The organism is Modestobacter marinus, from assembly GCF_019799945.1.
GTDB classification, from domain to species: Bacteria; Actinomycetota; Actinomycetes; order Mycobacteriales; family Geodermatophilaceae; genus Modestobacter; species Modestobacter marinus_B.
Genome location: NZ_JABGCH010000016.1, coordinates 37958 through 59246, shown reverse-complemented (window position 1 = coordinate 59246; position 21289 = coordinate 37958). Strand labels below are relative to the sequence as shown.

General features: G+C 72.6%; 18 protein-coding genes. 7 read left to right on the top strand and 11 right to left on the bottom strand.

Translation table 11 applies throughout. The annotated features are described in order from the left end of the window. The first annotated feature begins 110 nt into the window (after positions 1-110). On the top strand, positions 111-425 hold the full coding sequence (locus HK417_RS14230) for a hypothetical protein (protein WP_222267547.1): 315 nt from the start codon (positions 111-113) through the stop codon (positions 423-425). Here HK417_RS14230 and HK417_RS14225 read toward each other — a convergent pair. Both HK417_RS14225 and HK417_RS14220 read right to left on the bottom strand, forming a co-directional pair. Beyond that, a complete protein-coding gene (locus HK417_RS14225) occupies positions 409-1746 on the bottom strand; it encodes a M24 family metallopeptidase (protein WP_222267546.1) in 1338 nt (445 codons plus the stop codon). The two genes, HK417_RS14230 and HK417_RS14225, sit on opposite strands and share 17 nt — an antisense overlap. 49 nt (positions 1747-1795) lie before the next feature. After that, positions 1796-2965, bottom strand: a complete 1170-nt coding sequence (locus HK417_RS14220; RefSeq protein ID WP_222267544.1) for a GGDEF domain-containing protein — start codon at positions 2963-2965, stop codon at positions 1796-1798. Positions 2966-3130: 165 nt separating this feature from the next. On the opposite strand from HK417_RS14220, the gene HK417_RS14215 reads away from it, so the two are divergent. The 3 genes from HK417_RS14215 (at position 3131) to HK417_RS14205 (ending at position 4585) form a co-directional block, all read left to right on the top strand. Further along, positions 3131-3319 (top strand): hypothetical protein, encoded by a 189-nt coding sequence (locus HK417_RS14215; RefSeq protein ID WP_222267542.1) that lies wholly within the window; start codon positions 3131-3133, stop codon positions 3317-3319. A gap of 91 nt (positions 3320-3410) precedes the next feature. Further along, on the top strand, positions 3411-4106 hold the full coding sequence (gene npdG / locus HK417_RS14210; protein WP_222267540.1) for an NADPH-dependent F420 reductase: 696 nt from the start codon (positions 3411-3413) through the stop codon (positions 4104-4106). Between the two features lie 32 nt (positions 4107-4138). Further along, the gene (locus HK417_RS14205; RefSeq protein ID WP_222267538.1) at positions 4139-4585 is read left to right on the top strand and encodes a DUF2784 domain-containing protein; all 447 of its coding nucleotides are present in this window, start codon (positions 4139-4141) and stop codon (positions 4583-4585) included. Between the two features lie 77 nt (positions 4586-4662). On the opposite strand, the gene HK417_RS14200 is transcribed toward HK417_RS14205, so the two are convergent. From HK417_RS14200 to HK417_RS14185, 4 genes are all read right to left on the bottom strand, one after another. Next, positions 4663-6063 carry a lipopolysaccharide biosynthesis protein gene (locus HK417_RS14200; protein ID WP_222267536.1) on the bottom strand — a complete coding sequence of 467 codons (1401 nt, stop codon included), beginning with the start codon at positions 6061-6063 and terminating at the stop codon, positions 4663-4665. 46 nt (positions 6064-6109) lie between these two features. Beyond that, on the bottom strand, positions 6110-7888 hold the full coding sequence (locus tag HK417_RS14195) for an ArnT family glycosyltransferase (RefSeq protein ID WP_222267534.1): 1779 nt from the start codon (positions 7886-7888) through the stop codon (positions 6110-6112). A 217-nt stretch (positions 7889-8105) separates the two neighbouring features. Then, a complete protein-coding gene (locus HK417_RS14190) occupies positions 8106-10430 on the bottom strand; it encodes a glycosyltransferase (protein ID WP_222267532.1) in 2325 nt (774 codons plus the stop codon). Between the two features lie 38 nt (positions 10431-10468). Beyond that, positions 10469-11743: a glycosyltransferase family 4 protein gene (locus tag HK417_RS14185; protein WP_222267530.1), complete on the bottom strand. Its 1275-nt coding sequence runs from the start codon at positions 11741-11743 to the stop codon at positions 10469-10471. Positions 11744-12191: 448 nt separating this feature from the next. Between HK417_RS14185 and HK417_RS14180 the strand changes: the two genes are divergently transcribed. From HK417_RS14180 to HK417_RS14170, 3 genes are all read left to right on the top strand, one after another. Further along, positions 12192-13448 carry a hypothetical protein gene (locus HK417_RS14180; protein WP_222267528.1) on the top strand — a complete coding sequence of 419 codons (1257 nt, stop codon included), beginning with the start codon at positions 12192-12194 and terminating at the stop codon, positions 13446-13448. Between the two features lie 237 nt (positions 13449-13685). Further along, a complete protein-coding gene (locus tag HK417_RS14175; RefSeq protein WP_222267526.1) occupies positions 13686-14636 on the top strand; it encodes a glycosyltransferase in 951 nt (316 codons plus the stop codon). 70 nt (positions 14637-14706) lie between these two features. Further along, on the top strand, positions 14707-16215 hold the full coding sequence (locus tag HK417_RS14170) for an oligosaccharide flippase family protein (protein WP_222267524.1): 1509 nt from the start codon (positions 14707-14709) through the stop codon (positions 16213-16215). Here the strand turns inward: HK417_RS14170 and HK417_RS14165 are convergent. From HK417_RS14165 to HK417_RS14145, 5 genes are read right to left on the bottom strand one after another with little or no spacing between them, the layout of a single operon-like run. Next, the gene (locus tag HK417_RS14165) at positions 16113-17504 is read right to left on the bottom strand and encodes a glycosyltransferase (protein ID WP_222267523.1); all 1392 of its coding nucleotides are present in this window, start codon (positions 17502-17504) and stop codon (positions 16113-16115) included. The two genes, HK417_RS14170 and HK417_RS14165, sit on opposite strands and share 103 nt — an antisense overlap. Before the next feature lie 57 nt (positions 17505-17561). Next, entirely contained in the window at positions 17562-18131 is a 570-nt protein-coding gene (locus HK417_RS14160) for an acyltransferase (protein ID WP_222267521.1), read from the bottom strand. Continuing rightward, a complete protein-coding gene (locus tag HK417_RS14155) occupies positions 18124-19251 on the bottom strand; it encodes a DegT/DnrJ/EryC1/StrS family aminotransferase (protein WP_222267519.1) in 1128 nt (375 codons plus the stop codon). Before HK417_RS14155 ends, HK417_RS14160 begins: the two co-directional genes overlap by 8 nt. Beyond that, the gene (locus tag HK417_RS14150; protein WP_222267516.1) at positions 19248-20264 is read right to left on the bottom strand and encodes a methionyl-tRNA formyltransferase; all 1017 of its coding nucleotides are present in this window, start codon (positions 20262-20264) and stop codon (positions 19248-19250) included. The genes HK417_RS14155 and HK417_RS14150 overlap by 4 nt, the downstream gene beginning before the upstream one ends. Continuing rightward, positions 20254-21279: a hypothetical protein gene (locus HK417_RS14145; protein ID WP_222267514.1), complete on the bottom strand. Its 1026-nt coding sequence runs from the start codon at positions 21277-21279 to the stop codon at positions 20254-20256. Before HK417_RS14145 ends, HK417_RS14150 begins: the two co-directional genes overlap by 11 nt. Between the last annotated feature and the right edge of the window lie 10 nt (positions 21280-21289).

Below are 21289 nucleotides of genomic sequence, written 5' to 3'. Positions count from 1 at the left end.
GTGTCCTCCCGGCGTGCCCGGCGACAACGCCCTCGTGCGCTCCTGCTGCGGCTGGTGCTCGCCCGGCGCCGCTGGCGGTTCGTCCGGGACAACCGGATCGACGCCTCGCGGTGCTGCTGCGCCCGCTGCGGATCGTGTCCCTGATCCGGGTCGCCCGGGTGCTCGACCGGTGGCTCACCCGGTCCCTGCACGGCCGGGTCGCCACCTACGTGACCTTCACCGCGCTGCTGGTCGTGTTCATGGCATCCCTCGCCGTCTACGACGCCGAGCGCGGCGCCCCGGACGCGTCGATCGTCGACTACGACGACGACGACGCCGCCGCCGAGGCCGAGCTGGGGGAGGAGGTCCGCGCGCTGGCCGCGGAGGTCCGTGCCCTGCGGCAGGAGCTCGGCGCGGCCCGCGGCAGGGTCACCCCGGCGGGATGAGGATCAGCTCGGTCTGCCGCCGGTCGAGGTACTCCACGCCCGCGGCGGTCAGCGCGATGCCCTGCTCCAGCGCCATCCGCACCAGTTGCCCGCCCCACTCGGGCACCGGCACCCGCACGCAGAGCTCCAGCGCCCACACGGTGTCCAGGTGCACCTCGGCGGCGCCGGCACCGGGGACGCCGTCCTGCTGGTCCCACAGCCCGATCGCCGGCCCGGCGCCGTGGCCGTGCACGCCCACGGGGTGGGAGTAGACGTCGCCGTCGATGCCCTCGGCCGCGGCGGCGGCCCGCGCGGCGGCGAGCACCTCGTCACCGGTGCGCCCGGGCAGGAGGGCCGCCGTGGTGAGGTCCTGCATGCGGTTGCCGACCGCGAGGGCGGCCGTGAGCCCCGGCGGTGGCCCGGTCTCGCCGGGGCGGAGCACGTAGCCGTTGCGCTGGGTGTCGGTGGTCAGGCCGAGGGTGGACAGGCCGACGTCGCAGTGCACCAGGTCGCCGGGCTCGATCACCGCGTCGTAGGGCACGCCGGGCAGCACGGTGCCGCGCTCGTCGGTCAGCGGTACGCCGGCCCGCTGCAGGCCGACGGTGGGCTGGAACCAGCCGTCCACCCCGAGGTCGGCGAAGCGCTGCCGGATCCACCAGGCGACGTCCAGGGCCGTCGTGCGCCCGGCGGTGATGACGGCGGGGGCGTACGCCTCGTCGATCACCTGGTGCGCGAGCCGGTTCATCGCGTGCAGGACGGCGATCTCCACCGGCAGGCGGGTCTCCAGCCAGCCGACCACGAGGTCCTGGGCCGGCACCACCCGCTCCGCGTGCGGGCCCAGCGCCTCCAGCAGCAGCCGGTGCTCGGTGACCGACAGCCCGTCGGCGTGCGCGAACACCGCGGACACGTCGATGCCGATCGTCCGTGGGGCGGCCTGGTCGACGAACCGGCGGACGGCGGCCCACTGCGACTGTGCGGTGCTCAGCCCGGGCTGCTCGTCGGCCTCCCACGCCGGCAGGAACTGCCCCACGGGATAGCGGGACACGGCCGCCGCCGTGACCCCGTCGTCGCTGCGGTGGAACAGCAGGATGGTGCGCCGGCGAGCGGAAAGCCAGGTCGCCGGCAGCAGCGTCGGGAGGACCGGGTCCTCGTTGTACTCCCGCGCCACGACCACCCAGAGGTCGATGTCCGCCCGGTCCATCAGCCCCGGCAGCAGGTCCAGCAGGCGCTGGGAGAGCCACCGGTCCCGGACGTCGGCCTGCTCGCGCAGCGGCAGCGGCATCGTCCGGGAGGGGTCCGGGTCGTCGCGGAGGCCGAGGCGGCGGAGTGCGGACGCGGTCATGAGGGCAGGAAAGCAGACCCGCCGGGTCGCTGCCCGGAGAACCGGGAGGTCAGGCCGCGCCCCCGGCCGGTCCGGCGCTGCGGGTGGGGCGGGAGGCCTGGCGCGGTGCCGGGACGACGACGCCCGGAGCCGCGAGGCGGACCCGGTTCCGGCCGTCCTGCTTCGCCGCGTACATGGCCACGTCGGCCCGGTCTACCAGCCGCCACAGCTCGTCGGCCGGCTGGTCGCCGTCCGCGGGGCGGGTGAGGGCCGCGCCGATGGAGACGGTCACCCGGTGCTCGCGCCCGGTGCTGCTGCCGGACACCGCCAGCCGGAGGCGCTCGGCGAGGTGCCGGGCCTCGGCCGGGTCGGCGACCAGCCCGAGGACGACGAGCTCCTCGCCACCGGTGCGGGCCAGGACGTCGGCGGGGCGGACCGTGGCGGACAGGGAGTCGGCCACCGCGCGCAGCACGGCGTCGCCCACCGCGTGCCCGTGCGCGTCGTTGAGCTGCTTGAAGTGGTCGAGGTCGAGGACCAGCGCCGCGACCCGCTGCCCGTCGCGGCGGGCCTGCTTCCAGATGCGCGGTGCCTGCTCGACGAGGGAGCGGCGGTTGGCCAGGCCGGTCAGCGGGTCGGTGGAGGAGAGGGTGAGGGTTGCGGCGAGCAGCGCCTCCACCCGCCGGCGCAGCAGGAAGATGCCGACCATGGCGCCGTCCAGCGTGCCGGCGTTGACCGCGACCTGGACGGCCAGCTGGCCGGCGACGTCGTAGTTGTCGGCCAGCACCAGCCAGCAGGCGCCGACCACCGCAACCATCTGCACGGCCAGGACCCGCGGCCCCAGGAACCATGCGGCGACGAAGCAGGTGAACAGCAGGCCGATCGGGGACGCGTAGCGGAGCGGGTCGGTGGTCGACCAGCCGATCACGACGTAGAGCACGTCGCCGAGGGCGACCAGGCCGGCGGTCGCGGCCGGGCTGACCCGCTGCCGCCAGACCAGGTACCCGGCGGTGAGGACGGCGGCGCCGAGGGCGGCCACGTAGACCGGGCGGCTGGCCCCCTCGCGCAGCACGCCCTCGACGAACAGGTTGGTGAGGCCGACGGCGGCCCCGGCCGCCAGCAGCCCGGCCAGGCACCAGGCCACCAGCCGGCTGTCGCTCCGGCTCGGCTGGTCGTGCCCCGGTACGACGCCGACCGGGACCCGCGACTGGTGCCTGCTGCCCGGTGCGTGAGCCCCCGCCATGGCGTGAGGATGCCGTAGCGCGGCCTCCGGCAGAACCCCCTGACGGTGCGTCGCTTCCCGGAACGGACACCGGACCAGGGAACCGTCCACGCGTGACGCGGGTCCGGGTGGGGCATGCGATCACGAGGCGGGCGCGGACCCGCCTCTCGACGGAGGGAGACGACGGTGGAGCAGGGACCGTGGTTCTACTGCTTGAAGCACCACGCGGTCGAGACCAGGGACGGGTGCGCGGAACGGCACCGCCTGGGCCCGTACGCCACGCGCCACGAGGCCGAGCACGCCCTGCAGAAGGTTGCTGAGCGCAACGAGCAGGCCGACGCCGCGGACGAGGCCTGGGAGGAGGGCCGGAGCTGACCCGGGCCGGGCGGTCCCCGGCCGGGACGCCGTGGATGATCGTCGCGAGCGGCACGCCCGGCCGGGCGTGCCAGCGTGAGCAGGAGGGGTCGTGACGGACGGACGTGGGGTGGAGGACCTCGTGGTCGGCGTGCTCGGGGGCACGGGGCCGCAGGGCCGGGGGCTCGGCGTGCGGCTGGCCGCCGCGGGGCAGCGGATCCTGCTCGGCTCCCGGGACGCCGAGCGCGCCGCGCAGGTCGCCGCCGAGGTCGCCGTCCGGGCCGGCGCCGCGGCCGGTGGGGTCGAGGTGTCGGTGCGCGGCGGGTCGAACGTCGACGTCGCCGGGGCCGCGGACCTGGTCGTCGTCGCCGTCCCCTACGCCGGGCACGCCGCGACCCTGACCGAGCTGGCCACGCCCCTCGCCGGCAAGGTCGTCGTCGACTGCGTGGTGCCGATGGGCTGGGACGAGCTCGGTGCGTACGCGCTCGACGTGCCCGAGGGCAGCGTCTGCCAGCAGGCGGCCGCGCTGCTGCCCGACAGCGCCGTCGTCGGTGGCTTCCACCACCTCTCCGCGGTGCTGCTCGAGGACCTGTCCGTCCCGACCCTGGACGGCGACGTGATGGTCGTGGGCGACAGCCGGGAGGCGACCGACCTGGTGCAGGCGCTCGCCGGGCGGCTGCCGGGCATGCGCGGGGTCTACGCCGGCCGGCTGCGCAACGCCCGCCAGGTCGAGGCGCTCACCATCAACCTGGTCTCGGTCAACCGGCGGTACAAGGCGCACGCCGGGATCCGCGTCACCGACGTCTGACGAAGGGCCGCCGCGGTGCCACGCTGTAGGTCGTGGGGGTCCTCGCGGGAGCGGTGGCCGTGCTGCACGGCGTCGTCGTGCTGGTGATGCTGACCGGCGCGCTGGTCGCGCTGCGCCTGCCGCGGTTCGTGCTGGTGCACGCGCCGGTCGCGCTGGCGGTGCTCGCCGTCAACCTCGCCGGCGCGGACTGCCCGCTCACCGACCTCGAGCTGGCGCTGCGGGCGCAGGCCGGGCAGCCCGGCTACGACGGCGGGTTCCTCGGCCACCACGTGTTCGCCCCGCTGGGACTCGACGTCGGCGCGACCGGGACGCAGGTCGGCATCTACGTCACGGCCGTGGGGGCGAACGCCGTCGGCTACGGGCTGCTGCTCGGTCGGAGGTGTGCTCCGCGGTCATCGGGAAGGTGCCGGTCCGCACCTCGGTGGCGTACTCCTGCGCCGCCCGCAGCAGCTCTCCCCGCAGGTCCGCGCACGCCGTGACGGACGCGCCGGCCCGGCCGGCGGCGTCCAGCGCCTCACGCGGGTGGTGGTCCTGCCCCGAGACGGACGGCTTGCTCTCACCGTCGGCCGACGGACCGGGCCGCGCCGCGGCCGACCCGGTCGGCGAAGGCCCGGAACTCCGGGAAGGCCGCCACTGCCACCAGACAGGCGGCCGCGAGGACCACAGCGAACCAGAGGGCCGGGACCGGACGGGCGACGACCATGACGGCGGGGACGGCGGCCATCAGGACGGCGCGGCGGACCCTCCCCGATCTCCGCCACGGCACAGCACCGAGCGCACGCCGCTCCGTGGCGAGCAGGCCGAAGAGCCAAGCGGCCAGCCAGCCCGCGGACAGGGCTCCGATCGCCAGCCCGCGGACCCCGTCCAGAGCGGCACCGAGCACCATCACAGCCGTCGTCGAGGACAGCGCCCAGGCGATGGCGGTGAACCCGCTCGACGGAGGTGAGTGCCCCGGAGTGGTGCGGCTCTGCACGAAGGTCGTCAGGAGGTTGAGCAGTCCCAGCGCGACACCGAGCGATGCCGTGTACGGCAACCACTGCGTGATCGAGCCGTAGTCCGCCGGGAAGACGCCACGGATGACGTCGCCAGGCGCGGTGAGCAACGCCAGCCAGATGAACCCTGACGTGACGGCGTACAACCGCAGGGCCTGCACACGTCCCCGGAAGGCGTTGCCCGGCACGAGCGTGGGGAAGACGGCGGTCGAGACGGCCGACGAGATGAACATCGGCACCTTGCCGATCGTGGAGGCCAGTTGGTAACCGGCCGCCGCTCCGCGGAGGCTCGGCAGAGCTGCGGCGAGGATGGTGTCCAGTGAGGCGATGACGCTCACGCCGACCTGGAGCACTCCGATCCGCCCCGCAGCCCGCCACAGGCTCCGGTCGGTGTGCAGCGAGCGCGGGAGACCGATGCACCGAGCCGCCGGCCCGAGTGCCACCAGGAGCACGCACGCCCCGGCGAGCGCGCCGCCCAGGGCGCCTCCAGCCGAGGGCTGTGACCGGGACACGAGGACCAGGCCGACCCCGAACTTGACCACCACCTCGGAGACGACGAGCGCCGCCAGCGCGGTCGTCCGACCGCGCCCCTGCAGCAGGCCCAGGCCGGTCGAGGCGACGCACAGGACCAGCGACGTACCGGCCACCAGGAGAGCGTCGACCGAGGAACCGAAGGACGCCACGATGGCACCGGTGACGACGCTCGCCACCACCCCGACCCCCATGTTGGCCCAGAACGCGAAGTTGATCGCCTGCCGCAGCCGCACCGTGTCCTGCTGGACCGCCGCAACGGCCGACTCCCGAGCGAGCACCCACGGCACGGCGGCACCGCTCACGATGCCGACGACGAGGACCAGCGACTGAGCACCCGCGAAGACGGAGAACTCGGACGTGGTGAGGCGGTGCGTCATCAGCAGCGTGTAGGCGTAGTTCACCACGCCGGCCGCGACGGTCCCGATCGTCAACAGCCCCGCGGTGTGGCCACGGGGCCGGGCGCTGATGCGGATCCGGCTAGCCACCGGTGCCGTCGGGGGAGCTGGCCGGTACGGGGTCCACCGTCACGGGTGTCCGGTGCGCCCGGCTCCTCTTCTCACGGTGACGACCTCCCCGTCGCACGAGCGGCCACGCCACCAGTGCCACCAGGGCATCCGCACCGAGAGTCGCACCCAGCGTGGTCCCGAACGCCGTCGCGGCGGCGATGTCGACCGGCTGGGGGAGCGGGGCCACGCAGCCCGGCAGCGATTGGCCGACCGGGGTGACGGGTTCCCCCACCACGTACACCGAGAGCCGCTGGTGGGTGGGGCTGGCGACGGAGAAGACCCGTCGCCCGTTCTCCGCCAACCAGTTGCTCAGCTCGGCGTTGCTCGGGCCGTAGTGGAACATCGCGTCCTTCGGCGAATCGAGGAAGATCCGGACGTCGTTGGCGACTGCCTGCCGGCCCGAGCTGTACGAGGTGATCGGGTTCGTGCGCAGCGTCCACTCCCAGCCGAGGGTGTTCCCGGTGGAGTTGACCGCGGCACACGGCGGGAGGTTGCGGCTGATGTACGCCTCCGCCTGGGCGGCGGCATCGTCACGGACGATCCCGAAGGAGGTCAGCCAGCTCACGGCGCACACGAGGAGTGCCACGACCGTGCACACGGCTGTCGCCAGGTGGACCCGGAAGCGTCGCCCTCTGAGGCGCAGCCCGGTGAGGATGCCCGGGGCGCCCGCGACGAGCAGGGTGGACGCGGGAACTGCATAGTCGGTGAGGTGCTGGTTGGCCTGACCGATCAGCGTGCTGTAACCCAGGAATCCGTAGGTGACCACGCCGAGTGCCAGGATCTGTGCTGCGCCGCTCTCGACGGGGGTCCGTCGCCGGAGCGCCTGCCACAACGCCACCACGAGGACGCAACCCCCGATGGCGAACACCAGGTACCCGCCGACGAACTGGCCGAAGGACTCCCACACAGCGGCGAAGGGTGAGAGACCCGGGCGGTTGAGCCCCGTGGTCTGCAGGATGCCCAACAGGCGTCGGACGCTCTCGCCCTGCTGCGAGGTGAACTGCACCCAGAAGCCGGTGCGGTAGGCCCAGATCGGGAAGGCGGCGAAGACCACGCCCCCGACGAGGAGCGCCGCGACGTGACGCCCGAGGGCCCGCCAGTCGCGTTGCAGGGCCGCGGCGGCCAGCGGAGCGGCGACGAGGAAGAGGACCGGCAACTTCGTCAGGAGCGCCACCCCGATGACCGCCCCGACCACCGTGGCGTAGAGCACCGCGTGTGCCTGACGCATGCGCCAGGCGACGAGCAGGGCGAGCAGCCCTGCGGCCAGCGCCATCGGTTCCAGCAGGACCGCCCGACCGAAGCGCAGGAGGAACGGGTTCAGTGCCGTCAACGCCGTGGCGACGACCAGCAGGCACCCGCGCCTGGCCGGGGTCCAGGTACGCGACCAGCTCCGGGCGAGCAACGCCACCAGGAGGATCACCAGCAGGTCGTAGACGACGTTGAGGTGCCGAGCAACGGCCACCCCGTCCAGCATGGGGGTCTGCAGACCGCCGAACACGGCCAGCCAGCCGGCCAGCGTCACGAAGAAGAGCGGCGGGTGGACGGAGATCGGGTCGTCACCGAAGGTGAGCGAGTTCCCGTTCCCGACGTTCCGGGCAGCCTGCACGTAGAGGGTCTCGTCCAGCAGGAAGTCCGGCGCCCGTCGCAGGTTCCAGAGGTACAGGAAGGCGCCGCAGGCGAGGGCGACAGCGATGACCCACGCCGGCCGGCGGTCCGCCCAGGCCCACACGGCGATGGTCCGTTCCTCCACCCAGCGCACCAGGTCGCCGGGTGAGTACGACCTGGCGGACCTGGGATGCGTCCTCGGCGACGGCGGGGCTTTGACTGACCTGCTCACGTCGTCGGTGACTCCCGGGTCCTCGGGGACGCATGCCGATGGAGGGGCGTGCGCCGCTGGTGCCTCACCTCACCCCGCCCGTCCGTCTCGGCGCAATACCCGTCCCCGTGGCCGATCCAGGCCCTCGTGGTCAGGTGACCACATGTCGACGGTGATCGAGGAGCTCCAGCAGGGCATCGAGGTGCTCGCTCCCCAGCTCGACCGGATCGCCGGACAACGTCGAGACGCTGAGGACGGAGACGCCGTGACTCAACTCGCGCAGCGGCATCACGATGGCGGAGGTGACCTCAGGGCGTCGCAGGAGTCCTCTCAGCGCCGCATCGACCCGCGCCCCTGAGTTGATGACGACCGGGTCGCCGTGGCGGCCCACGTAGGCCGCCACCGGCGCCTCCCTCGAGACCCCGACCAGCCCGTCTCGGCGATAGACGGTGGGGGCCGACGGGTGCCCGTCGTGGGGGACGAGGGAGATGCTGGCCCGGGCGGCACCCAGGCGGTGGGTGACCACATCGAGCAGTTCGACCGGTTGCCGCCAGCCTCTCGGCAGAGCCAGCGCCGCTCGACGGTGGAGGACCTCGCTGTGGGCCCGCCGGAACACCTGCTCGTACCGCTGACCGGCGGCCTCGACCGACATGTCCCGGCTCCGGGTGACGGCGTCGGCTGCGAGGCGGGCGAGGCGCTCCCGATCGAGGTCGAGGTCGAGGATCGCCTGCCGGAGCGCCCGGCTGTCGCCGGGCGGCACCAGCAGCCCGGAGCTGCCGACCACGCTGCGGACCCCGGGGAGGTCGGAAGCGATCGGCACGCAGCCGGCTGCCATCCCCTCGAGCAGGACCAGCCCGAACGCCTCGGCGCGGGTCAGGCTCGGCAACACGACCACGTCGTGCTCGCTGTAGGCCTGCCAGAGGTCCTGCTCGGAAACGCGGCCCCGGATCTCGACGCGGTCCAACCCGTCCCGTGCCACCTGCTCCCGCACCTCGGGGAGCAACGGCCCGTCCCCGATGATCGTGAGGCTGACCGGTGGGAGGTCTGCCATGGCCTCGAGCAGGACGTGCACGCCCTTGTAGGGACGGAGCTGGCCGACGAAGAGCAGCTTCAGCGGCTGGTGGACAGACGTGACACGGGGCAGGACCTTGCAGGCCGGGTCCACCCCCCAGGGGATCGCCTCGACCTTGGCGATCCCTCTGCTCCGCACCGTCGCGGCGTAGTCCTCGGAGCTGACGACGGTGAGGTCGGCGACTCGAGCGATGCGGTAGTTGATCCGGTTGTAGACCTCGCACGCCGTCTCGAGGCCAGGTATCGACAGGTCGCTGTGGTGCGTGTAGACGATCGCCGGGCGGCGGTGCCGTGGCAGCGTCGCCGCTGCCAGGAGGAGGAAGGTCTCACTCATCGAGGGCACGGGCCCGTGGACGTTCACGACGTCGAAACCGAGCACCCGTCGACGGATCCTGAACCAGGTCAGCGCGAAGGCGGAGAGGCGGCACTCCCGCCACACGAGGTGCGGGAAGTCCGCCCGGCTGATCACCGTGACGTCGTGGCCGCGTTCGCGGTGCGTCCGAGCCAGCCCGCCGACCGCCGTCGAGATCCCGCTGATCACCGGCGGTGCCTCGGAGGTGAAGACGAGCACTCGCATGCGGTCGTCGGGGTCCACGAGCGACGGGCGCCGGTGGTCCGTCCCTCGGGATCCGTGATCCGCGGTGCGCCAGAGGACCGAGACGTGGTGCAGGAACCGGCGCGACTCGGTGATCGACGACTTGGAACGACCCGAGTGCCGATGGTCGAAGCGGAAGGGGACGTCGAGGACCGAGTTCCAGCGGCCCCTCGCGAGGACCTCGAGGAGGATCTTGAACCCCTCGGGCCGCAGGTCGACCCCGGCGACGACGCTCCGACGGAGCGCGAAGAACCCGGACAACGGGTCCGTGGTCGCCCGCGACACGGGCAGGAGCAGCCGCGAGAACCGCCGGCAGCCCTGCGAGGCCACGGTACGGAAGCGGCCGCTGAGGCCCGTGCTGGAACCCCCGGTGACGTAACGGCTCGCGACCGCGAGATCGGCTCCGGAGTCGGTCACGGCCGCAACGAGTTCCGGCACGAGTTCCGGAGGGTGCTGCAGGTCCCCGTCCATCACGACGAGCACGTCGGAGCGTGCCGCGGCGAAGCCGCGCAGCACCGCGCCGCTCAGGCCGCCGTGTCGGGCGCCGGCCGGCCGGTGCACACAGCGGACGCGGCCATCGGTCCTGGACACACCTGCGATGACGAAGGGCGTCGGGTCGTCGGAGTCGTCGACGAACACCACTTCCCAGGACCGCCCGCGAAGGGCGCCATCCAGTCGCTGGTACAGCTCGTGCACGTTGCCCGACTCGTTCCGCGTGGGGACGATCACGCTCACCTGCACCCGCGCGGTGTGGGGAGGCGCGGCGTCCGCGGTCGTCAGGGCACGGCGGTTCTCCGTGGCAGGCAACATCGAAGGATCCCTTCGCTCAGCTTGGCGCAAGACGTGACTCAGGCGCGGACGGAGGACGGACGCAGCGCGGCGACGAGCGCGTCCGTGGTGCGGCTCCAGGTCGCCGTCCGGGCGACCTCGTGGCCGGCGTGGACCAGTTGCGCCCGGCGGGCCGGATCGCGCAGGCCCATGACCGCCTCGGCCCAGGCACCGGGATCGGACACGGGCACCAACTCGGCTGCGCCCCGGCTGACCTCTCGGAACACCGGGATGTCGCTGGCGACGACGGGCGCGCCCGCTGCCATGGCCTCCAGCAGCGGCAGGCCGAAGCCCTCGACGAGGGACGGGTACACGAACGCCTGCGCTCCCCGGTAGAGCGCGATGAGGTCGGCCTCCGACACGTGCGGGAGATGGACGACGCGGCCGGCGACACCGAGCTCCTCGGCGACCTCCGGCACAGGGTCCGGCGTCCGGCGGTCGACCGGGCCGACCAGGACGAGGTCGAGGTCCTCGGGGAGGCGGGCGAGCGCCCGGACCAGTGTGACGACGTTCTTGTGCGGTCGCCGCGCGCCGACGTGCAAGAGGTAGCTGCCCGGGGCGGGCAGCGTGCGCGCTGCCGTCGCGCTGCCGGCGTCCTCCTCCGGCCGCGCCCGAGCCCCGCGGAACGCGGTCTCGACACCCCACGGGATGACCGTCACGGCGTCGGCAGGGACGCCGTAGGTCTCCTGCACCGCGGCCGCCGAGGCCGCGGTCGGTGTGATCACCCGGTCGCGCCGCACGACCACGCTGGTGGCCGCCATGTAGAGAGCGCGCGTCAGTGCGCTCGGGGCGAACGCCGGGTCGGACTCGAGGATGCAGTCGTGCACGATCGTGTGGCGCTGGGCACGCCCCCAGACGGCTGCCCCCAGGTTGTACGGGAACAGCACGCTGTCGACGGCTGCCGCCCGGATCGCACCGGGCCAGCGCAGCCATTGCAGCGGGGAGTCGAGGGGCGAGTCGAAGGTCGCGGTGGTGTGGCCCAGCCCCGCCGTCAGCGCGGGCACGTCGAAGCGCCGGCTGCACTGGTCCCGCCGCAGGAAGACGACGACGTCGACGTCCGGTCGCCCGGTCAGACACCGGAGCAGGGCTTCGGTCACCCGACCGATGCCGTGGTAGCGATCGTCGAGGACGCGGCCGTCGATCCCGAGGCGGAAGGAGCCGGGCCGCACCGTCGTGGAGCCTCGCGGAGATCCCGCCGGACGGTCGACCGCCGCCGGGTCGAGCCGCTCGAGCACCCCGACCCCACGGCGGGACAGGAACGAGCTGACCCCGGTGACGTCTACGCGCAGGCCCATGATGCCTCTTTGCTCTGGCTCGGCAAGAGCGAGAGGTATATCGCGCCGACGTCGCGGGTTACAAGTTCGTCCCGAACGGAATTCGATGAAATCGAGATTGCACGGGCATGCGTGCCGATATGGTCACGAACAGTACTCGCGGCAAACCCCTACCGCAATCCTCGCGAATGCGATATGCGCGCGCCGCGCGCGAGATCTGCGGGGGGCGATCAAATGGACGGTCCGGTACGGACCTGGACCGCTCGCCGCCCCGAACTGTCGGAGTGCGACGCTCCTGCGTGCCGAAGTGGTCACGAATAGTCACTCGTCGAGAGATTTCCGCGTCGCGACGGCTGAGACCTTCCGCAGATCGTCCGGCGCGGCCATCATCCCTGGACGCCTGTCGGCCGATCCGCCAGTCGTACCGAGTCGACTGCACACAGTCACCCGAGGGGGAATTGCGGTGAGAATGCGCGCGACGACTCTCCGTGGCCCCCGGGGCCTGGTCATCATCGGTGTCGTTGCGGCCGTCCTCCTCGCGGGCCTCGGTTGGGGGTTGTTCCACCCACGGGACGCCCCCGGCCTGCGGCTGGGCCTGGCAGGGCCGTTCCGCGACTCGAGCCTGACCGCCGCGCGCGAGATCGGGGTGTCGGACGTGCTCGTCGAGGTGGAGTGGCGACGCGCCGAGCCACGTCAGGGACAGCTCGACGAGGAGTACCTGCGGGACAAGGCGCAGCAGGTCGCGCGGCTCCGCGCGCAGGGGTTCCGCATCGCGCTCAACACGGGCATCCAGGACGCTCCGGAGTGGCTGCTGGAACGTCCCGGCGCACGGTTCGTCAACCAGTTCGGGGACGCCTACACCGAGCGACCGGTCCCGAACCTCCTCTTCGGCACCGAGTTGCGACCACTGGCCGCGTCCTACCTGACTCGCCTCCTCGACCGACTGGGGACGGAGTTCAGTCTGGTACGCGTGGGCGGGGGGCCGTTGGGAGAGCTCAGCTACCCGTGGATCAGGAACTCCGACGGTCGCGTCGAGAACTTCTACTGGGCTTTCGACGACAATGCGATGCGTGCCAATCCCGTCCCGGAGTGGCGTCCCGGGATGCCGTCGGACAGAGCTGAGGCACATCGGTTCCTCACGTGGTACCTCGATTCTCTTGCGCGGTACCAGAACTGGCAGATATCCACTCTGCGGGGTGCGGGATTCGGCGGCCCGGTCGCCGTCCTCTACCCGTCCTACGGCATGCGCCCGGGTGATGCCGAGATCGCGATCGACAACAACCTGGGCGGCACGTCGGCGGTCGAGGAGAGCGGAGACGTCCAGCGCGGCTACGACTTCGCCCGACAGGTCTCCGCGCTGACCGACCTGAACACCGTGATCTACGCGACCTGGGGCGAGCAGGTCGACGTGGTGGCCTACCTCGCCTTTCTCGCCCACGACGACGGGCGACCGGCCATGGCCGAGAACAGCGGGGCCAACTCGCGCGACGAGATCGACCGGGCACTCCGGAATGCGGCGGACCAGGGACTGGTCGCCTTCTATCTCGTCCGCGCCGAGGACCTGACCTGCGAGTGCAACGGCCTCGCCACACTCGACGACGTCGCTCGTACGTACCAATCGCTGGCCGAGTCCCCTCGGCGACCGCTGCGGCGCAGGGGAGCCTCACGAGAGCGCGGCCACGGCAGTTCGTGGCCCCGCTCCACGAGGGCGGTCGGGTGCGTGTGAACCTCCCCGAGGCTCTGGCCGCGGGTCCGCCGGTCGTGACCACCACGGTCGGCACGGCATTCCTCGATGCTCTCTCGGGACAGCGTGCTGAACGGGACCCTCACCACAGGCGTACGTGCCGTCGGAGTTCCTGTACGAACCCGTGCCGACGGCAGCCCCGACACCCCTTCGGAGACGCATGATGGCTTGGCTCCGCGTCCCCCACCCCGGCGGCGACGGTGACGGTGACTCACCGTCATGAGCACGTCCGCGCCCCGGGTGTCCGTCGTAGTGCCCTCGTGGACCGGCGAGGTGTCGCGTCTACAGCGGAGTCTGGCCGAGCAGACGTTCCGCGATGTCGAGATCGAGGTGGTGCGCGGGGTCAGCCCGGCGGCTCGGGCGCGCAACGTCGGGGCAGCCCGCGCTCGTGGGGACATCCTCCTGTTCGTGGACGACGACGCCTACCTGGGCGACCCCCGGGTGATCGAACGCCTGGTGGCCGTCCTCGACCGTGACCCGGACGTGGCGGTGGTCGGGACGTCGAAGCTCGCCCCTCCCGATGCGACCCGCTTCCGCCGCGCGGTCGCTCGCCAGGTGCCGCGGATGACCTATCCGGTCGTGGATCACGACACCGACAGCAACCCACCACTGCACGGCTACGGGTTCTGCGCCATCACCACGACCTGCTGCGTCGTTCGTCGAGCCCAGTTCCAGGAACTCGGCGGGTTCGACGAGAGCCTGGCCACCGGGGAGGACACGGACTTCTTCTACCGGGTCCACCAGGCCGGCGGACGACTGGTGGTCGCGGCGAGGACCTGGGTGTACCACGACCCTCCGGGAGACCTCCGGGACCTGCTGAGGGCGAGTTTCGGGTACGGCCGGGGCCACGCGCTCGAGGCGCGCAAGGACCCCTCCCGCGGGATGGACATGTTGCGGTTGGACGAGAGGTGGGGAAGGCGCCGGCTCCTGTTCGCGCTGCCGGCTCTTCCGCTCCTGTTCCTGGTCCATCCCTACTTCGATCCCGAGCGGCGCCTGGTCCTGGGTGTCCGACCGCTGAAGACCCTGTCGACCTATGCAGTGCTCGCCGGATACGTGTACGGCTGGTTCCACGGTCCGTCCCGACGCCCGACCACCACCTACCGCGGGCGGGAGCCGGCGTCCGACACCGCGGAGCAGCTGGAAGGCGGACCGCTCGGCCGATCGGCATGAGAGGACCGCGTCCTGCCGGTCGGCGTCCGGGGTCGCCCCGGACTGCGCCCCTCCCGGAGGAGGTCAGCGGATGGCTCGTGGCGGTGACGTGACAGCGGGACCACCACCCGATGCTGAGCACTCCAGCGTCGCCGGCAGGGTCCGGAGCGGTCTCGCCTGGAGCCTGGTCAACAACATGGTGCTCCGTGTCGGTGCACTGGTCTCGGCCATCGTGCTCGCGCGCATCCTGTCCCCCGAGGACTTCGGCGTCTACGCCATCGCGCTGACCGTCCTGACCCTCCTGCAGAGTGCCAACGAGCTCGGGGTGAGCCTGGCGCTCGTGCAGCGCCCAGGGGACGTCCGGGAGATCGCCCCGACGGTGATGACGATGGCGACGGCGACGAGCCTGGGCATGTACGCGGTGACCTTCACGCTCGCACCTGCGCTCTGCGGGTGGATGAACGCTCCCGACGCCGTCGGGGTCGTGCGCCTCATGTGCTTCGCCGTCGTGCTGGACGGCATCGCGATGACGCCATGGGGGGTGTTGAACCGGTTCTTCCTCCAGAAGCGCTTGTTCGTCGGTGAAGCGGTCATGTTCGTCTCCACGACCGCCGTCACGATCGGCCTCGCGCTGGCCGGTACCGGCGCGTACGCCTTCGCGTGGGGCACCGTGGTGGGGCACGCCTGCCTGGCGACCTCCCACCTCTGTCTTGCGCCGGTACGGGTCTGGCCCGGCTGGGACCGCCGAGTCGTCCGGCCACTGTTGTCGTTCGGGCTGCCGCTGGCCGGCGCCAGTCTGCTGGCGCTGTCCGTCATCAACGTCGACAACATCGTGGTGGGGAGCGTCCTCGGCCAGACCATGCTGGGCTACTACCTGCTGGCCGTCCGGCAGTCCAACTGGCTGCTCCTGTTCTCCGACGCGGCGCGACGGGTCGCCCTGGCCGGTTTCTCCCGACTCGTCGACGACCGTGAACTGCTGTCCCGGGCCTTCGAACGCGGCCTGGCCCTGCTGATGGCGGCCACGATCCCGGCGGCGGTACTGCTGGCCGCCTACGCCGGACCGCTGGTCCGCTTCCTCTACGGCGAGCGGTGGGATCTCGCGGCGCAGGCCCTCCCCCTCCTGGCCGCCTTCGGTGTGGTCAGGATCGGGCTGACCGTCGCCTACGACCTCTTCGTCGCACTGGGCCACTCCCGGCTCCTCGCCGGGCTCCAGTTCCTGTGGCTCCTCGCCCTCGGGCCTGCCCTCGCCGTCGGTGCCCGCGTCGACGGGATCCGAGGTGCCGCGGCCGCCCACGCACTGGTCGCGGCGATCGTGGTCACCCCGGTCTTCCTGGCCGTCCTCCGCCGGGTGGGCGTCGGCCCCGGACGGGCACTGGCGGCGTGCCTCCGTCCCGCCCTCGGAGGCATGGCGATCGGGCTCGTCGCCTGGGGGGTCACCGCCACGGTGGAGGGCGATCTGGCCCGGCTGCTGTGCGCAGGCCTGTCGGTGGTGGTGGTCTACGGGCCGATCGTGTGGCCGATGCGGTCGCTGCTGCCGGCCCGCTCGGCACCCGGTCCGCTCGCCACCGTGCCGGGCTCTCCCGTGGACTCCTCGGCGTAGGAGGTCGCCTGGGGGGTCGTCCACGACCCAGCAGGACGTGCGGGGTCAGAGGCGGGGGGCAGGTCCCACAGCGGTGCGAACCTCGTGCGGAGACGGTCCCGGTAGGGCTCCGGTACGACGTGGTTGAGCACCGCCTTGCCGGTCTTGTACGTCGCCGCTCCAGCGGCAGGTCCGGCGAGGTGCCGCGTCCGGGTGACGACTGTCGAGCGGCTGGACAGCGCGCGGCTATAGAGGCGCTGCTCCAGCGCCGCAGCGGGCGGGAGCGAGAACCTCTCGACGACGAGGCGACGCCCGTAGTCCCCGAGCTCCTGCCGTGCCGAGGCGTCCGGGAGGACCTGCCGGAGGATGTCGACGAGCGCCGGCGTACCGCCCCCGGGTCGGTTGCCCACGAAACCGACGTCCAGGAACAGAGGTGCGCTCTCCGGTGTCAGGAGCACCCAGAAACCCGACGGCCCCTGGACGACGAGCGGCTTGGCGAAGGCCAGTCCCTTCAACGCCGAGCTCCCCATGCCCAGGACGACATCCGCGGCATCGTAGGCCGGGCGGGGATCGAGCAGCTCCCCGGTCACGATCACCGTCTCGCGCCCCGTCCGGTCGTTGACCGGCGCTGCGGCCGCCCGCACCCGGGGCAGGTCGGCACCGTCACCGACCACCAGCAGCCGGACCGGGAAACGCTCCGCCAACTCGTCGACCGCGGCGATCGCCTCGAGCACCCCGTGGACCTTCTCCAGATGGGTGGTGATCCGGCAGACGATGGAGAGCAGCAGCTCGTCGTCCGCCACGCCGAACTGTTGCCGGGCAGAACGGGGATCTGAGCTGGGGGCGTTCAGGTCGGTGTCGATCGGCGGTTCCATGAGATGGACCTCCGCATGCCGGGCACGCGCCGTCTCGACGAGTTCCTGAGTGCCCACGGTGAGCGGGACGTGCCTCGGCAGGAACTTCTTGACGGTCATGTCCATGGTCGTGGCCACCATGGGTGTCCCGAGGAGCAGGTGGGGGCCGTACGCCAGCTCCAGCACGGGCATCCGTTCGTAGCCGTGCACCACATCGATGGCGCGGGTGCGCACCAGCTCGATCAACCGGTTCATGTTCCGGAGCGAGGGCGATGTGCCCGTCACCGGGGCACGGTGGTACTCCAGACCCAGTTCCCTGACGCGGGACAGGAGCGGGCCGTCAGGCACGAACACCAGGACCTCGTGCCCTGCCTGCTCCACGTGTGCGGCGGACTCGATGGCGTTGAGCGGACTCCCACCGATCTCCATCGAGTGGGGGTAGACGAGGATCTTCATCCTGATCCCTTCTTCGGCGATGGGCGACGAGCTCCACGTCGAGCACGTCCGGTCGGGTCAGCGCGCGACTTCCAGCACCGCGCCGTCCCCCTGCGAGAAGACCCGGCCGCACGGACAGCACAGCTCCGAGGTCAGTGCTCGTCCGCACACACACACCCACCCGCGATGGACGGCGGGATTGCCGGCCACGAAGGAGTGCGGTCGGACGTCTCTGGTGATCACCGCACCGGCTGCCGCGAAGGCGTGCCGGCCGATCCGGACCCCGCACACGACGACGGTCCCGGCACCGAGGGTGACCCCCTCCTCGACCACCGTGGGCAGCAGGGCGTCACGCCCCTTCTTCACGTGAGCCCGGGGTCTCAGGTCGTTCGTGAACACGACGTTCGGGCCGAGGAAGACGTCGTCGCCCACCTCGACGCCGTCGAAGAGGAGGACGGCGTTCTTCACCGTGACGCGGTCGCCCAGCCGCACGCCGCCCTCGACGAACGCGTGGTCGCAGATGTTGCAGTCGGCGCCCACCCGGGCGCCGGGCAGGACGTGCGCCCACGCCCACACGCGCGTCCCCGGCCCCACGTCCTCGCTCTCGCACAGCCCGAGGGGGTGGACCTGGACCGCCGGGTCAGGCATGGCGGGTCACCGCGGCAGAGAGCGCGGCCACGACACGTTCCTGCTGCACCGTCGTGATGCCGGGGTAGAGGGGGAGGGAGAGGATCTCGGCGGCCGCCCGCTCCGCGACCGGGTGCTCGCCTTGCCGGTCCGCGGAGCCGCCGAGCGCTCCGGTCAGGTGCAGGGGGACGGGGTAGTGGATCCCGGCGCCCACCCCCGAGGCCTGGAGATCGGCCAGCACCGCGTCGCGGCCGGGCACCCGCACGACGTACAGGTGCCAGACGTGCTCGTCGTCCGGCGCGACCTCCGGCACGCGGACACCCGGGACACCGGAGAGGAGCTCGGTGTAGCACCGGGCGGCGGCGCGCCGCTCCTCGTTCCAGACGTCGAGCCGGGCCAGCTTGGCGCGCAGCACCACGGCCTGCAGCGTGTCCAGGCGCGAGTTGAACCCGATCATCTCGTGCTCGTACTTGACCTCGCTGCCGTGGTTGGCCAGCAACCGCACGCGGCGCGCCAGCTCGGGGTCGTCGGTGATGACAGCGCCCGCGTCCCCGTACGCGCCGAGGTTCTTCCCCGGGTAGAAGCTGGTGCCCGCCGCGGCACCCCAGCCACCGATCGGGACGCCCCTGTGCGTCGCGCCCTGCGCCTGCGCGGCGTCCTCGACGACCACCAGCCCGTACCGCTCGGCGATCCCGCCGATCCGTCCCATCGGCGCCATCTGGCCGAACAGGTGCACGGGCAGCACGGCACGGCACCTGCCGGCCACGGCCTCCAGTGCCTCGGGGTCGAGCAGCAGGTACCGCTCGTCGACGTCGACGAGCACCGGCTCCGCGCCGATCCGCAGGACCGCCTCCGCCGAGGCCACGAAGGAGTTGGCCGGCACGGCCACGCCGTCCCCCGGGCCGATGCCGGCGGCCCGCAGGGCGAACTCGAGCGCGTCGGTCCCGTTCCCGACACCGATGCAGTGCGCCCGCCCGGTGTAGTCCGCGAACTCCCGCTCGAACGCCGCGACGTCCGGGCCCTGGATGAACGCCGTGGCCTCCAGCACCCGGGCCAGGCCCTCGCCGACCTCGTCGGCGACCCTGTCGCGCTGGATGCGCAGGTCCACCAGGGGCACGGTGGACGTCTCGACGGTGGTCACAGGGAGTTCCCTTCGGAGTCGGACGGAGACGCGACGGTGTCCTGCACTCCGGACGCCAGCTGGGCGCGGAGCTGGGTCAGCTCCCGCACCAGGTCGGTGCTCCGCAGGCCCAGGGTCGCCCGGACCGACCGCAGGACGTCAGCCGCCGGCACCCTGGCTCCGGCGGCCAGCCGCACTCGGTGCAGGCGGAGGACGCCGTCGCCGGTGAGCACGTCGACCCAGCCCCCGGCAGGGCAGACCCGGACGACCCGGCCCGGTACCCGGCCCTCGTACCGGGCCGCCTCCGGAGCCGGCTCGGCCTCGTCCACCCACAGCCGCTGCAGCCCGAGGAACGTGAACGCACCGGGCGCCGGCGCGGTGAGTCCGCGGACCAGGCGGTCGAGCACCGCCGTCGGCGCGGACCAGTCGAGCTCGCCGTCGTCGGGGACGCGGGTGCACCCGTACGTCGCCTGTGTCTCGTCCTGCGGTACCCCCCGGTGGCCGGCCAGGAACCGGGACACCGCTGGGCCGAGCTCGCGCTCCTGCAGGGCGTTCAGCTGGCCGTAGAGCCGTGATGTGGTCGTGCGGGGACCGATGGGCACCCGCTCCTGGTAGAGGATCCGGCCCGCGTCGAGGCCCGGCACCATCTCGTGCACGCTGATCGCGGCCTCGGGCTCTCCGTTGATCACGGCCCAGATGACGTTGGCCCGTCCCCGGTACCGCGGGAGGGGGGAGTAGTGCACGTTGACGAACCGGCACTGGTCCAGCAGGTCCTCGGGCAGGACCCGGTCGTAGGACGACACGACGACGCACTCCGGCTGGAGCTCGTGGACGAGTGCCCGCACCCTGCGCACGGTGGCTGCCTCGTGCACCGGTACCCCGGCCCGGACCGCCTCGGCCAGGGCCGCGTCGCCGGCGGGTGCCTTCCGGACGAGTCCCACCACCTCATGTGTGGCGGTCAGCGAGCGGAGGGCCGTGGCGGACGTCGGCCCCTGCCCGACGAGCAGGACCCGCCCGCGCCGGTCAGAGGACATCGAGGAACCCGCGGTCGGCGTCGGTCCGCTCGTGTTCCGGCGTCCGGAGGACCTGAGCGACCTTGAGGCCGCCGGCCTGCAGCCGGATGATCGGCTCGGGCCCGATGTCGCTGGGCAGCACTCCCATGTGGCCGTGCGGGGGCGGTGGGTCGGGCCAGCAGTGGATGCCCAGCTCCTCGGCTGCCGCGCGGTCGACGTCGCCGAAGAACTGGGCGACGACGGCGTCGGGCATCCGCAGGGCAACCGTCGCCAGGTCCTCGCGTGTCACCCGGAAGACCTCCGCCGGGGTGAGTGACACGACGACCGCGTCGGCCGGCTCGCAACGAGTCAGCGCGGTCGGCGACGCGGCCACGGTCACCCTGGCACCGCAGGCGCGCAGGGTCCGGGCGACGTAGTGCCCGAAGGGGTTGTCGCACAGCAGGAGCACACGGGAACCGAGCACCGCGATGCCCGCGTCGACGAGCAGCTTCACGGCCATGACGCCGAGGTAGTCGAAGACCCCCACCGCCGGGTGTCGCTCGTCGGTACCGGCGAAGGGGACACCGGCCCGGCGCAGCGCGGCGAGGTCCACGTCGACCCGGCCGGCCCCGATCTCCCAGGCCTCCATCATCAGGGAGACCACGGCGCCCGGCCGGAGCGAGCCGACGAACGCGGCGTCGAGCGGGCGCAGGTGGCCGCTGTTGGTCACCACGTCGGCCGTGCCGATGAGGGCGGGCGAGAGGTCCTCCACGACCTCGACCGCGCCGCGGACCCCGGCAGCTGCAGCGACCCGCTCCGTCCAGGCCCGGACCTCGGCCACCGTCCCGTGCCGGGTGGCTCGCGTGTAGGCGGTGACGCGTCCCCCCGCCATCGCGGCCATGACCGCGGTGGAGACGTAGGCGCCGGTCGCCGCCTCGGTCAGGACGTGCCGGCCGGTGAGGTCGAGCCGGCACCGGTCGACGGCCTCGCGCATGAGCCGGGCCAGGCGCTCCGGGCGGCACCCGGCCGGGACCGCCGCCCGCACGGTCGCCGTCACCGCCCTTCAC

What these genes read in the sequence shown, in the direction of transcription:
- HK417_RS14225 (WP_222267546.1), bottom strand. Translation starts at nt 1,746, where the DNA reads ATGACCGCGTCCGCACTCCGCCGCCTCGGCCTCCGCGACGACCCGGAC.
- HK417_RS14220 (WP_222267544.1), bottom strand. Translation starts at nt 2,965, where the DNA reads ATGGCGGGGGCTCACGCACCGGGCAGCAGGCACCAGTCGCGGGTCCCG.
- HK417_RS14190 (WP_222267532.1), bottom strand. Translation starts at nt 10,430, where the DNA reads ATGTTGCCTGCCACGGAGAACCGCCGTGCCCTGACGACCGCGGACGCC.
- HK417_RS14185 (WP_222267530.1), bottom strand. Translation starts at nt 11,743, where the DNA reads ATGGGCCTGCGCGTAGACGTCACCGGGGTCAGCTCGTTCCTGTCCCGC.
- HK417_RS14180 (WP_222267528.1), top strand. Translation starts at nt 12,192, where the DNA reads ATGCGCGCGACGACTCTCCGTGGCCCCCGGGGCCTGGTCATCATCGGT.
- HK417_RS14175 (WP_222267526.1), top strand. Translation starts at nt 13,686, where the DNA reads ATGAGCACGTCCGCGCCCCGGGTGTCCGTCGTAGTGCCCTCGTGGACC.
- HK417_RS14170 (WP_222267524.1), top strand. Translation starts at nt 14,707, where the DNA reads ATGGCTCGTGGCGGTGACGTGACAGCGGGACCACCACCCGATGCTGAG.
- HK417_RS14165 (WP_222267523.1), bottom strand. Translation starts at nt 17,504, where the DNA reads ATGAAGATCCTCGTCTACCCCCACTCGATGGAGATCGGTGGGAGTCCG.
- HK417_RS14160 (WP_222267521.1), bottom strand. Translation starts at nt 18,131, where the DNA reads ATGCCTGACCCGGCGGTCCAGGTCCACCCCCTCGGGCTGTGCGAGAGC.
- HK417_RS14150 (WP_222267516.1), bottom strand. Translation starts at nt 20,264, where the DNA reads ATGTCCTCTGACCGGCGCGGGCGGGTCCTGCTCGTCGGGCAGGGGCCG.